Annotated in this window: 14 protein-coding genes; 11 read left to right on the top strand and 3 right to left on the bottom strand. The window is 69.5% G+C overall.

Features of this window, described 5'->3' with window-relative positions; translation table 11 throughout:
• The first annotated feature begins 7 nt into the window (after positions 1-7).
• A complete protein-coding gene (locus A3862_RS28230; protein WP_043755750.1) occupies positions 8-673 on the top strand; it encodes an HAD family hydrolase in 666 nt (221 codons plus the stop codon).
• Between the two features lie 190 nt (positions 674-863).
• Entirely contained in the window at positions 864-1,070 is a 207-nt protein-coding gene (locus A3862_RS28225; protein ID WP_043351410.1) for a hypothetical protein, read from the top strand.
• Between the two features lie 15 nt (positions 1,071-1,085).
• Here the strand turns inward: A3862_RS28225 and A3862_RS28220 are convergent, their stop codons facing one another.
• The 3 genes from A3862_RS28220 to A3862_RS28210 form a co-directional block, all read right to left on the bottom strand.
• Positions 1,086-1,373, bottom strand: a complete 288-nt coding sequence (locus A3862_RS28220) for a hypothetical protein (RefSeq protein WP_043383910.1) — start codon at positions 1,371-1,373, stop codon at positions 1,086-1,088.
• Positions 1,374-1,482: 109 nt separating this feature from the next.
• The gene (locus A3862_RS28215; protein ID WP_043351407.1) at positions 1,483-1,776 is read right to left on the bottom strand and encodes a hypothetical protein; all 294 of its coding nucleotides are present in this window, start codon (positions 1,774-1,776) and stop codon (positions 1,483-1,485) included.
• 168 nt (positions 1,777-1,944) lie between these two features.
• Complete coding sequence (locus A3862_RS28210; RefSeq protein ID WP_043351405.1) at positions 1,945-2,325, bottom strand: DUF6481 family protein; 381 nt, start codon at positions 2,323-2,325, stop codon at positions 1,945-1,947.
• A gap of 829 nt (positions 2,326-3,154) precedes the next feature.
• Here A3862_RS28210 and A3862_RS28205 point away from each other — a divergent pair.
• From A3862_RS28205 to A3862_RS28165, 9 genes are all read left to right on the top strand, one after another.
• Entirely contained in the window at positions 3,155-3,349 is a 195-nt protein-coding gene (locus A3862_RS28205; RefSeq protein WP_043755751.1) for an AtzG-like protein, read from the top strand.
• Positions 3,346-4,743, top strand: a complete 1,398-nt coding sequence (locus tag A3862_RS28200) for an AtzE family amidohydrolase (protein WP_043755752.1) — start codon at positions 3,346-3,348, stop codon at positions 4,741-4,743. The genes A3862_RS28205 and A3862_RS28200 overlap by 4 nt, the downstream gene beginning before the upstream one ends.
• Positions 4,743-5,126 (top strand): oxalurate catabolism protein HpxZ, encoded by a 384-nt coding sequence (gene hpxZ / locus A3862_RS28195; RefSeq protein WP_043351400.1) that lies wholly within the window; start codon positions 4,743-4,745, stop codon positions 5,124-5,126. Before A3862_RS28200 ends, hpxZ begins: the two co-directional genes overlap by 1 nt.
• Before the next feature lie 109 nt (positions 5,127-5,235).
• Positions 5,236-6,858: an ABC transporter substrate-binding protein gene (locus A3862_RS28190; RefSeq protein WP_043755753.1), complete on the top strand. Its 1,623-nt coding sequence runs from the start codon at positions 5,236-5,238 to the stop codon at positions 6,856-6,858.
• Positions 6,859-7,116: 258 nt separating this feature from the next.
• Positions 7,117-8,070 carry an ABC transporter permease gene (locus A3862_RS28185; RefSeq protein ID WP_043383901.1) on the top strand — a complete coding sequence of 318 codons (954 nt, stop codon included), beginning with the start codon at positions 7,117-7,119 and terminating at the stop codon, positions 8,068-8,070.
• 14 nt (positions 8,071-8,084) lie between these two features.
• The gene (locus tag A3862_RS28180; RefSeq protein WP_043351394.1) at positions 8,085-9,020 is read left to right on the top strand and encodes an ABC transporter permease; all 936 of its coding nucleotides are present in this window, start codon (positions 8,085-8,087) and stop codon (positions 9,018-9,020) included.
• Positions 9,017-10,072 carry an ABC transporter ATP-binding protein gene (locus A3862_RS28175; RefSeq protein ID WP_043755754.1) on the top strand — a complete coding sequence of 352 codons (1,056 nt, stop codon included), beginning with the start codon at positions 9,017-9,019 and terminating at the stop codon, positions 10,070-10,072. The genes A3862_RS28180 and A3862_RS28175 overlap by 4 nt, the downstream gene beginning before the upstream one ends.
• 8 nt (positions 10,073-10,080) lie before the next feature.
• Positions 10,081-11,118, top strand: a complete 1,038-nt coding sequence (locus tag A3862_RS28170; protein WP_111474395.1) for an ABC transporter ATP-binding protein — start codon at positions 10,081-10,083, stop codon at positions 11,116-11,118.
• A gap of 88 nt (positions 11,119-11,206) precedes the next feature.
• On the top strand, positions 11,207-12,466 hold the full coding sequence (locus A3862_RS28165; RefSeq protein WP_043755758.1) for a hypothetical protein: 1,260 nt from the start codon (positions 11,207-11,209) through the stop codon (positions 12,464-12,466).
• Positions 12,467-12,734: the final 268 nt, after the last annotated feature.

The raw sequence follows: 12,734 nt of genomic DNA, 5'->3' as shown, positions 1-12,734 counted from the left end.
GCTCGCGATGCGCGCGGCGATTTTCGACATCGACGGAACGCTGCTCGACAGCGTCGATCTGCATGCCCGGGCCTGGGTGGAGGCCTTCGCGCATTTCGGGGTGACGACCGACCCGGCGGAAGTGCGGCGACAGATCGGCAAGGGCGGCGACGAGTTGATGCCCGTCTTCCTGTCGCAAGAGCGGATCAGGCGCGAGGGCGAAGCGATCGAGGCGTACCGCTCGGACCTGTTCAAGCGGCGCTACCTGCCGGATGTGCGGCCCTTCCCCGGTGTCCGCCCGCTGTTCGAGCGCATCCACGAGGCCGGCCTGACCATCGCCCTGGCCTCGTCCGGTAAGCGTACCGAGGTGGATCGCTACACCGAGATCCTCGGGATCGGCGATCTCGTGGACGTCGCCACCAGTGCGGACGATGCCGACCGCTCGAAGCCGCATCCTGACATCTTCCAGGCCGCCTTGCGGAAGCTCGACGGCGTGGCGCCGGACGCGGCGCACGTCGTCGGGGACACGCCCTACGATGCCGAGGCCGCTGCAAAGGCGGGACTGCCCACGATCGGCCTGCTCTGCGGCGGCTTCCCGGAAGCGGATCTGACCGCTGCGGGCTGCGTGGCGATCTATCGAGATTCCCAGGACCTGCTCGCCGGGTTCGCGTCCTCGCCGCTGGCCGGCACCTGAAATCGCGATCGGGCAAGCCGATTCGGACTCTCAGCCCGAGTCGTCCACACTTTACCGCCGCGCTGTTGCCCCACGGTGACGGAGACTGATGCCGGCTACGTAATCGCGCGAAAGGGGCTGGTGTCCGTCGATCGAAAGGCGTAGCGACCCGCCCGCCAATCTGGACTCTTTCGAAGGACGAGCGCCTCGCATGCCCCAGACTCATCAGGCCGGCCCGGCACCGCGCTACGTTCCGGCCGCCAAGTCCCTGCCGGAGCAGATCGCCGACGCCGTTGCGTGTCGTTCGACCCCGCTCAGCCACTTGCTGCGCCTGATGGCCGCGCTCGATGCCGAGGGTGGCAACGAGGCCCTGCGCCTCCGCCTCCGCGCGCGGATCGGCGCGCCGCTCGACGCCTGACAGCGCCGCCGCCGCTCAGCGGCGTCGGCTGCGATGCCGCCGACCACCGCGCCGGGCCGCCGGCGCGGTCACCTGTGCGACGCGCTTCATGCAGGCGAAATAGATTCGCCGCCCGATCTCCTCGAGTTCCAAACCCTGAGGGTTCGGCGTGGAGAACACCTTGGCGCGGGCCTCAAGGCGGCATGCCGCATCCTCGGGGCTCCGAATCGGAGGCTCTGCGCGGGCCGTTCCACAGCTCAGCGCCGATGCGATCCAGACCGCGGCGAACATCGACACGCGGGTGCTTTCGAGGATACGCGGCATACTGATGTTCAGGGCTCACACGCTCAAGACGTGAGAAATAGCGCGTCTTGCTGAGCCGTGAAGCTTCGTCAGAGTGCTGGCCTGACCGAAAAACGAGGGCGTGCCCGGCTTACGGGACAACCCAGAGACACCGCCCCGCATCGGCAACACTCATGCACTCGTAAGGCGCCCCGCCGATCAAGGCCCGTTGCTCGACGGCGCCGATGGCGCTGCGCGGGATGCGGCGGCAACCGGTCTCCCCAAGCGCTTGACGCTCGGCACCCGCGGCAGCATCGATCCGGCGTGCGGAGATCAGCGTCTCGCAGGCGGTCACCGTCTCCGAATCCTGCGCGTGGGCCTGTTCGGCGGCGAGGAGGATCGGCAGAGCGCCGACGATGAGGGCCAGTCTCGTCCAGGATTGCATCGCGACCTCGGCTGCGCCCGCCGAGCGAGGACGTCGCGGGTTCGACCGGCCCCAACGCGCGGGCACACGCAGCGGTTGCCGAGCGGGCATGACCCAAAACGCGAAGACGCCCGCCTGGCGGGCGGACGTCTTCGGTTTCCGTGGCGTGAAGGAGCCGTCGGTGCGCGTTCAGCGCTTGGTCTTGACCTTTGCCTTGCGGGCCGCGTAGCGCGCATCGCGCTGGGCCTTCTTGGCAGCCAGTTCGGCCGACTTGCGCTCCTGCGCCGCGGCCAACTCGGCGGCCTCGCGGGCGAGCTGGGCGGCGAGTTCCGCCTCCTCCCGCTGACGCTTCTCTTCGGCGGCCTGCCGCTCGGCGGCGATCCGGGCCGCCTCGCGCTCGCGGGAACGCTCCTCGCGGGCCTTGGCGATCTCCGCGCGGGCCTTCGCCTTGGCGATCACCTCCGGATCATCGGCCGGCGGACGGGCCTTGAACTTGGCCAGCAAGGCGGCCTTGGCGTTCTGGGAGTTCTGACGACGGTCGTCGAAATTCCTGTAGTCGAATGCGCTCATCTGACCTTTCTCAGTTGGGTACGTCTCGCGTGTCGCGGGGACATCCGGCGGGGCCGGGCACGTACGGAGTCTGCCGGTTCCAACGCCGTCCCCGCGCCCCGGAACCGCACCGATCCATCGGCTGTACCGATGGTCCGACCCGAACGCTCGGCGTGCGTCTGAACGCTCGGGTCGAACCATTGTTTCGAAGATCGCAGAGCCCTTAACCAGAGCTCCCCACACGATGCAATCGTCGGAACCTGCGCAGGCGGGCGACAAAGCGACAATCCACGCCGTCTCTGTAAGAGTTTCGTCCGGCGATGCGGAAAAACCTCAAGCCGAGGGCCGGGCCGCAAGGTCGGCACGCCCGCGTGTGGCTCCCGTCATCCTGCAGGTCTGACTGTGGATGATGTAGGTAGGTCGCGTGCGCGCTGAGAACAAGGATTGAACGTTCGCAATCCACCGACACATGGACAGCCGGGCCAAGGCGACGCCGTCTCAGGCTATACCTGCGCGGTCTTGCTTCCGGGCGGAGCATTCTTCGATCGCAAAGCAGACCTGCAAAATCGGCAGTCTATAGGAGGTCTTGGCTAACCGGCCACGTGCAACGGCCACCGAAGCCACCTCGACCGGAGACCGGGCGCGCCCGAATCCCGGTCCTGCTTACGACGCGGCGCCCAAAGCGCGGGCAACTGACCGCGCCGCCCCCGGATGCCGCGTCGCGTTCGTCGATATGCTCAACATTTAGGCACAATCGGATGCCGATCGGCAGATCTGTCGCGGCCTGCGCGGCACAAGGCCTGCTTCCCCCGCGAGACCTGCCTGAATCGACATCACACCGAAAGCAGCGATGCCCGAGACCTGCCCGCCCTTCGATCCCGAGAGCTATGCCGCCGTCACGGCAGCGCTGCTCGGCCTCCCGCTCGATCCCGCCTGGATGGGGCCGATCACGGCCAATCTCCGTGTCCTGGCCGCAGCGGCCGCGTTGGTGGAGGCGTTCCCCCTCGCCGACGAGATCGATGCGGCGCCGAGGTTCGAAGCGTGAGCGCATACGAGCTTTCGACGGCCGTCGCGGTCGCCGCGGCCATCACCGACGGCCACACCACCGCACGGCAGGTCGTCACGGCGGCTCTCGACCGGATCGAGCGGCTGGACGGCCGGGTCGGCGCCTTCACCGACGTGGTGGCTGCCCGCGCCCTGGCCAGAGCCGACGCCCAGGATGCCGCGCTGAGCGGCGGAGCGAAGCCGGGACCGCTGACCGGCGTGCCGTTCGCGGTGAAGAACCTGATCGACATCGCGGGCCTGCCCACCCGCGCCGGATCGAAGATCAATCGCGAGCGGCCTCCGGCCGAGAGGGACGGTGCCCTGTTGCGGCGCCTGGAGGCGGCGGGAGCCATCCTCGTGGGCGCCCTCAACATGGGCGAATACGCCTACGACTTCACAGGCGAGAACGTCCACGACGGCGACGCCCACAATCCGCACGCCCTCGATCACATGACCGGCGGCTCGTCCGGCGGCTCAGGCGCGGCCCTCGCCGCCGGCATGGTGCCCCTGACGCTGGGCTCGGACACCAACGGATCGATCCGCGTCCCCGCCGCCTTCTGCGGCTGCTTCGGCCTCAAGCCGACCTACGGCCGGCTGACCCGCGCGGGCAGCTTCCCCTTCGTGGGGAGCCTCGATCATCTCGGGCCCCTGGCCCGGAGCGTGACCGACCTCGCGCTCGCCTATGACGTGATGCAGGGCCCCGATCCGGACGATCCGGTGGCGACGCTCCGGCCGGCGGAGCCGGTCCTTCCGCATCTCGATGCGGGGATCGATGGCCTGCGCATCGCGGTGGCCGGCGGCCATTTCGCGCGCGGCGGCGACCCGGACGCCTTCGCGGCGGTTGCGCGCGCCGCCGAGGTCCTGGGTGCGCGCGGCACGGTCGAGTTGCCGGAAGCGCACCGCGCCCGCGCGGCCGCCTACCTGATCACCGCCGCGGAGGGCGCGACGCTGCACCTCGACCGGCTGCGGACGCGCCCGCAGGATTTCGATCCGGCGGTGCGGGACCGGTTGATCGCCGGGGCCATGATCCCGGCCCCCCATGTGGAGCGGGCGCAGCGGTTCCGCCGCTGGTACCGGGCGCGGGTGCTGGAGCTGTTCGAGACCGTCGACGTGATCCTGGCCCCGGCCACGCCCTGCCGGGCGCCGAAGGGCGGACAGACGCACTTCGTCCTCGACGGCGTCACGCTGCCGGTGCGCGCCAATATCGGCGTGTTCACGCAGCCGATCTCGTTCATCGGCCTGCCGGTGGTGGCGGCACCGATCCGGCTCGACGCGGGATTGCCCCTGGGGGTCCAGGTGATCGCCGCGCCCTGGCGCGAGGATCTCGTCCTGCGCGTGGCGCGTCACCTCGAACGAACCGGCGTCAGCACGTCGCCGATCGCGGAGCTTGCCTGATGATCATCGACGATCCCGCCGTGAAAGCCGAGGTCGAGGCCGCGTTCCGGGCCTACGAGACGGCACTGACGACCAACGACGTCCCGACCCTCGAGGCCCTGTTCCGGGACGATCCGCTGACCATCCGCTACGGCATCGGCGAGAATCTCTACGGCATGGACGCGATCCGCGCCTTCCGCCGGGCCCGATCGCCGGTGGGCCTGGAGCGCACCCTGGCGCAGACGCAGATCACCACCTACGGGCGCGACTTCGCCACCGCGATGACGCTGTTCGCCCGCGCCAGCGCGCCGGGCAAGATCGGCCGCCAGAGCCAGACCTGGGCGCGCTTCCCCGAAGGCTGGCGGGTGGTCGCCGCCCATGTAAGCCTGATCGACGCGCAATAGCCACGACACGCTCCCTGCATGCAGGACGATCCGTCTGGCCGCAGGCTTGCATAAGGTCGAGCGTATCCCGGGCCCTCAGGCTCGGGCCAACGTGAGCACCCGACGCAAGATGCTGTCCCGTCTGAGAAAACTCGGCGCCCGTGCGGCGCTGGCCGGCGCCCTGGTGCTCTCCGCGAGCACCGCTGCCCTCGCGCAGGGGACGCTGCGGATCGGCATGACCGCCTCCGACATCCCGCTGACCACCGGCCAGACCGACAATGGCGGCGAGGGCATGCGGTTCATGGGCTACACGGTCTATGACGGCCTGATCAATTGGGACCTGTCGAGCGCCGAACTGGCCTCCGACCTCGTGCCGGGCCTCGCCACCAGCTGGGGCGTCGACGCCACCGACAAGACCAAGTGGACCTTCAAGCTCCGGCCGGGCGTGAAATTCCACGACGGCTCGGACTTCACCGCCGACGCGGTGGTTTGGAACCTCGACAAGCTCCTGAAGGCCGACGCGCCGCAATACGACCCGCGCCAATCCGCCCAGGGCAAGACCCGCATCCCAGCGGTGGCGAGCTACCGGGTGGTCGACCCGCTGACCGTCGAGATCACCACCAAGGCCCCCGACGCGACGCTGCCCTACCAGATCGCCTGGATCATGATGTCCTCGCCCGCCCAGTGGGAGAAGCTCGGCAAGTCCTGGGACGCCTTCGCCAAGCAGCCCTCGGGCACCGGCCCGTGGAAGCTGACCCTGTTCGCCCCGCGCGAGCGCGCCGAGATGGTGCCGTTCAAGGAATACTGGGACGCGAACCGCGTCCCGAAGCTCGACAAGCTCGTGCTGATCCCGCTGCCGGAGGCCAATGCCCGGACCGCAGCGCTCCGCTCCGGTCAGGTGGACTGGATCGAGGCGCCCGCTCCGGACTCGGTGGCGTCGCTGAAGAGCGCCGGCTTCACCGTCGTCACCAACGCCTACCCGCATAACTGGACGTGGCACCTCTCGCGCGTCGAGGGCTCGCCCTGGAACGACATCCGCGTGCGCAAGGCGGCGAATCTCGCCATCGATCGCGACGGTCTGAAGGAACTGCTCGGCGGCCTCGCGATCCCCGCCAAGGGCTTCATGCCGCCCGGCCATCAATGGTTCGGCCATCCGACCTTCGATGTGAAATATGACCCCGACGCCGCCAAGAAGCTGCTCGCCGAAGCCGGCTACAGCCCCGCGAAGCCGCTGAAGCTGAAGGTGGCGATCTCGGCCTCGGGCTCGGGCCAGATGCAGCCGCTGCCGATGAACGAATTCGTCCAGCAGAACCTCGCCGACGTGGGCATCCAGGTCGATTACGAGGTGGTCGAGTGGAACACGCTCATCAACATCTGGCGGGCCGGCGCCAAGGCCGACATCTCCCGCGGCGTCTCGGCGATCAACTACTCGTACTTCATCCAGGATCCGTTCACCGGCTTCATCCGCCATCTGCAGTGCAACTTCGCCCCGCCGAACGGCACGAACTGGGGCTATTATTGCGACCCTGCGATGGACAAGCTGTTCGATCAGGTCCGCAACACCTTCGACAAGACCGAGCAGACCAAGGTCTTGGAAAAGATCCACGAGAAGTATGTCGACGACGCGCTGTTCATCATGATCACGCACGACGTCAATCCGCGGGCGATGAGCCCCAAGGTCAAGGGCTTCGTCCAGGCGCAGAACTGGTTCCAGGACTTCTCGAAGATTACGATGGCGACGGCGGGGCGGTAGCGCCGCCGTCGTGCCTGCGAGCTATCGGAGGCACGGAGCGGGTTTTCTGGAGGGGCGGGTTCCCTCTCCTATGCGGGAGAGGGACAGGGTGCGGGGTGCGACCTCTCTGGATGGACCTGATCCCTCACCCCAACCCTCTCCCGCACGGGAGAGGGGGGATTGTCGCGCCTCGCAAGGACCGAAGCGTGATCTTCGAAGGCTCTCCACGGCGGGGGCGACCGGACGGCGACAAAATATCGGTGGGCCAAAAGGCGAATAATGCTGCTCTACATCCTCAAACGGCTGGTCTACGTGACGCCCGTGGCGTTCGGGGTCAGCGTCGTCTGCTTCCTCCTCGTCCATCTCGCGCCGGGCGATCCCCTGAGCGCGGTCCTGCCCGCCGACGCCACCCAGGCGACCATCGACGAGATGCGGGCCGCCTACGGGTTCGATAAGCCCCTGCCGGTCCAGTACCTGATCTGGCTGTGGCACGTGCTGCACGGCGATCTCGGCACCTCCATCGCCACGGGCCGGCCGGTGCTCGGCGAGGTTAGCCGCGCCGTGGTGAACTCGCTGATCCTCGCCTCGGTGGCGACCGTGATCGGGTTCACCTTCGGCACCCTGTTCGGCTTCGTGGCGGGCTACCACCGCAACTCGCTGGCCGACCGGGCCGCCTCCGCCGTCTCGGTCTTCGGCGTGAGCGTGCCGCATTACTGGCTCGGCATGGTCCTAGTGATCGTGTTCTCGGCCAATCTCGGCTGGCTTCCGCCCACCGGCGCCGGGCCCGACGGCTCCGGCAACTGGCGGCCCGACTTCGAGCACCTGCGTTACCTGATCCTGCCGGCGATCACGATGTCGGTGATCCCGATGGGGATCATCGCCCGCACCGTCCGGGCGCTGGTAGCCGACATCCTGTCCCAGGACTTCGTCGAGGCCCTGCGCGCCAAGGGCATGGATGAGCGCGGCGTGTTCCGGCATGTCGTGCGCAACGCCGCCCCGACGGCGCTGGCCATCATGGGCCTGCAGCTCGGCTACCTGCTGGGCGGCTCGATCCTGGTCGAGACCGTGTTCGCGTGGCCGGGCACCGGCTTCCTCCTCAACGCCGCGATCTTCCAGCGGGACCTGCCCCTGCTGCAGGGCTCGATCCTCGTGCTGGCGATGTTCTTCGTGGCCCTCAACCTGCTGGTGGACGTGATGCAGACCGCCCTCGACCCGCGCATCGAGCGCGCCTGACCCGGAGCCCGATGATGACTGCTCCCGTCACCGCGGCCTCCGTGGCCCTCGACGGCGGCGTGCTTGCCGCCGAGGACGTGACCCACGGGCCGGAGGCCGCCTTCGCCCCGTCGCGGGGCTTCTGGGGCCATGTCGGCCACCGTCTGGTGCGCGACCCCGTCGCCATGGGCGCCGGCGCCGTGATCCTGATCGTCGTGCTCATCGCGATCCTCTCGCCGTGGATCACCCCGATGGATCCCTACAAGGGCTCCATGCTGCGCCGCCTGAAGCATGTCGGCGACGCCACCTACTGGCTGGGCTCGGACGAGCTCGGCCGCGACATGATCAGCCGGCTGATGCTGGGCTCGCGGCTGTCGCTGTTCATCGGCGTCACCCCGGTGCTGATCGCCTTCGTGATCGGCTCCGGCATCGGCATCCTGGCGGGCTATGTCGGAGGCTGGACCAACACGATCCTGATGCGCACCATCGACGTCTTCTTCGCGTTTCCGTCCGTGCTCCTCGCGATCGCGCTGTCCGGGGCGCTCGGCGCCGGCATCTTCAACTCGATCGTCTCGCTGACCTGCGTTTTCGTGCCCCAGATCGCCCGGGTGGCGGAGAGCGTCACCACGGGCATCCGCAAGCGCGATTACATCGACGCCGCCAAGCTGTCGGGCGCCTCGGCGCTGACGATCATGCGCGTGCAGGTGCTGGGCAACGTCGTCGGGCCGATCTTCGTCTACGCGACCAGCCTGATCTCGGTCTCGATGATCCTGGCCTCCGGCCTGTCGTTCCTCGGCCTCGGCGTGCGCCCGCCCGAGCCCGAATGGGGCCTGATGCTGAACACCCTGCGCACCGCGATCTACGTCAACCCGGTCGTGGCCGCCCTCCCGGGCGTCTGCATCTTCATCGTCTCGATCGCCTTCAACCTGTTCTCGGACGGGCTCCGGTCCGCCATGGAGATTCGCCAGTGAGCGTCATCCCGGACGCCCCCGACCCGTTCGCCCGCGACCGCGGCGGACCCGCCCAGCCGCTCCTGTCGGTCTCGGGCCTCATCAAACACTTCCCGGTCCGCAAGGCCGGCGGAAAAAAGCAGGTGGTCCGCGCCGTCGACGGCGTCGATTTCGACGTGCTCAAGGGCGAGACGCTGGGCATCGTCGGCGAATCCGGCTGCGGGAAGTCGACCACCGCCAAGCTGCTGATGGGCCTGATCGAGCGCGATTCCGGCCAGATGTTGTACGACGGTCAGGCCATCGGCGAGCGCGCCATGCCGTGGCGGGCCTACCGCCGTCAGGTCCAGATGGTCTTCCAGGACAGCTACGCCTCGCTCAATCCGCGCATGACCGTGGAGCAGTCGATCGCCTTCGGCCCGAAGGTGAACGGCGTGCCCGGCCGGGAGGCGGTGGAGCGCGCCCGCGCGCTGCTCGCCCGGGTCGGCCTGGAGCCGAAGCGCTTCGCCGGGCGCTACCCGCACGAGATCTCCGGCGGCCAGCGCCAGCGGGTCAACATCGCCCGCTCCCTCGCCCTGGAGCCGCGGCTCGTGCTGCTCGACGAGGCGGTCTCGGCGCTCGACAAGTCCGTGGAGGCGCAGGTCCTGAACCTGCTGCTCGACCTCAAGGCCGAGTTCGGCCTGACCTACATCTTCATCAGCCACGACCTGAACGTCGTGCGCTTCATCTCCGACCGGGTGATGGTGATGTATCTCGGCCGGGTTGCGGAGATCGGGCCGTCCGACACGGTGCTCGACGCACCGGCGCATCCCTACACCGAGGCGCTGCTCGCCTCGATGCCGTCGCTCGATCCCGACAACCGCACCCAGGCCGCGCTGCTGGCCGGCGACCCGCCGAACCCGATCGACCCGCCCCCGGGCTGCCGCTTCCACCCGCGCTGCGCCCTGGCGGAGGGCGTGTGCAGCCAGAAGGAACCGCCCCTCGACGCAATCCGGCCCCTGCACCGTGTCGCCTGCCTCGCCCGTCAGCCCGGATCGGGCCATTCCGCGGCCCGCGCAGACGCGCTCGCCGCATGAGCATGCCCATGAGCACGCCGATCTCTTCCTCAGAACCCGCAGTCGTCCTCAAGGACCTGCGCGTCGCCTTCGGCAAGGTTCAGGTGGTCGACGGCGTCGACCTCACCGTGGAGCGTGGTCAGGCGATGGCGCTGATCGGCGAATCCGGTTCCGGCAAGAGCGTCACGCTCCGCGCGATCCTGCGGCTGTTCCCGGAAGGGCGCAGCCGCATCGAGGGCCGGATCCTGGCCGCCGGCAGGGACGTACAGGCGCTCACCAAGCGTCAGCTCGCCGATTTCCGCGGCGGCGACGTCTCGATGATCTTCCAGGAGCCGCTGCTCGCCTTCGACCCGGTCTACACCGTGGGCCGGCAGATCACCGAGGCGATCCTGCGCCACGAAACGATCTCCAAGGACGAAGCCCGGAAGCGGGCGCTGGCCCTGTTCGAGCGGGTGCGGATCCCGAGCCCGGAGCGGCGGCTCGACAACTACCCGCACGAGATGTCGGGCGGCATGCGCCAGAGAGCGATGATCGCGCTGGCGCTGGCCTGCCGGCCGCAGGTGCTGCTCGCCGACGAGCCGACCACGGCGCTGGACGCCACGGTGCAGATCCAGGTGCTGCTGCTCCTGCGCGAGCTCCAGCGCGACCTCGGCCTGTCGATCATCATCGTCACCCACGATCTCGGCGCGGCCGTGGAGGTCGCCGACCGGATTGCCGTGATGTACGCGGGCAAGATCGTCGAGACCGGCACCGCGCATCAGGTGGTCCTGGACCCGCACCACCCCTACACGATCGGCCTTCTGCGCAGCCGGGCGGAAGGGGCGCTGGCCAAGGGCTCCCGGCTCGAGACCATCCCGGGCAGCCCGCCCGACCTCGCGAACCGCCCGCCGGGCTGCCCCTTCGCGCCGCGCTGCTTCCTGGCCGAGGAGCGCTGCCGCCGGGAGATGCCGCCGGTCGCCGAGATCGCCCCCGGCCACCGCGTCGCCTGCTGGCGGACCGAGGAGGCCTCGGCGGCCTACCGGGCCGGCCCGACGCCCGTGCGCGCCGCCGAGGCGGTCCCGGCCTGACCTCGACGCCCCCGCGCCGAGGCTTTATCCGGCTCGGCGCGGTCCCGCGGTGGCGGACCGCGTCCGATCCGGCCGCGCGGGCGTCACGATGAGCCAAGTCCTCTCCGAGCCAGTCTCGTCCGAGATCCTGCTCGTTCCCCGGGGCGAGGCCGGGCACTTCCTGACGGCGGCCCTCGGCTGGCTGGGCAAGCGGATCACCGTCACGGCCCAGCCCGGCACGGCGAATCACGTCCTCTGCCTCCCCGTCCTCGATTTCGTGCGCCTCGGCTTTCCGGAGGCGAACGGCCGCCTCGACCTCCTCGAACCGGGAGACGCCGAGAACCTCCGCGCCGGGCGCGCCGCGCTCCTCCTCGATCTCTCCAACGAGGGGCCGGGCCTGCACGCGCCGACCTTCGAGGCGCTTCACCGCAACCTCGCGGGGCTCGGCATCCCGCGCGATCGGGTGATCCTAGTCACGCAGAACCGGCTGCTGCGGCTCGATTACGAGCGGCTCTACGGCGAGGGCCTGCGGTTCTGGACCTTCGAGTTCTTCCCGCTCCAGGTTGCCCTCTGGCTGGACGCCGAGGCGGGTCCGCGGCTCTTCCCCCAGCATGCCCTCGATCGCACCGGCTACACGCCCTTCGCCCGCGCCTCCGGCCCGGCCCGCTTCCTCTGCCAGAACGCGGCTTTGCGCTGGCACCGAGTGCTGCTCTACCGGTGGTTCCAGCTCAACGGGCTGGACAGGGACGGGCTGATCTCCTTCCACGGCATCGGCGAGGACAACCCGAAGGCGGGCGGCATCAACGTCTTCCACGCCCCGCCGGAGATCGAGGCGGCTTTCGGCCCTCTGCTCGCCGATGTCGGCAGCTGGATCCCGCGCCGGGCGCGGCGGATCGATGCCGATCAGGGCACCGACATGGTCATGACCCTCGACACCGGCGCCTACGCGGAGTGCGACCTGACCGTCATCTCGGAGACCGACTTCTTCGAGCTGGGTGTCGAGCGCATCACCGAGAAATCCATCAAGGCGGCGGCGACGGGCCTGCCCTTCGTGATGGTGGGCGCGCCGCGCGCCGTCGAGCGGCTGTCCGAACTCGGCTTCCAGACCTTCGGCGGCCTGATCGACCACCATTACGATCTCGCGGCCGACCCGGCCGAGCGCCTGCCGCTCGTGTTCCGGTCGATCGAGCGGGCCTGGGCGACGTGTCGGGGCGACCGGGCGCGCTGGCATCGTCTGGCCCGGGAGCAGGCTGAAGCCAATGTCGCCCATGCCCGAACCGGATTGCTGCCGCAGCTCGACCGGGTGATGGTCGCCCCGCTGATCGTGCGCCTGGCCCGGTTCATGGAAACGGGCGCGATCGTGCACTGACGGCACTCCGACCGTGACCGCAGCCCCTCTGTCGCCGGACCGCCATTGCACCACCTGCGGGCGCGGCCACTACATCGCCGTCCGGTTCTGCCCCTTCTGCGGCGCCGCCCAGGAGCTGCCGCGGTCCGGCCCGGATGACGGGCCCGTCCCCGCGGTCCACGTCCTGCTGGTGCCGTCACCGGAATTGGACCGACCCGCGCGCGCGACGGCGCCGTCCGCCCCGGAAGCCCTGCTTCCCCCAGCGCCTCCATTGCATCGACCGCCGCGC

The sequence above is a fragment of the Methylobacterium sp. XJLW genome, from assembly GCF_003254375.1.
Taxonomy (GTDB): Bacteria; Pseudomonadota; Alphaproteobacteria; order Rhizobiales; family Beijerinckiaceae; genus Methylobacterium; species Methylobacterium fujisawaense.
The sequence above is the reverse complement of the archived record's forward strand: the minus strand, read 5'-3'. Positions and strand labels throughout refer to the sequence as shown.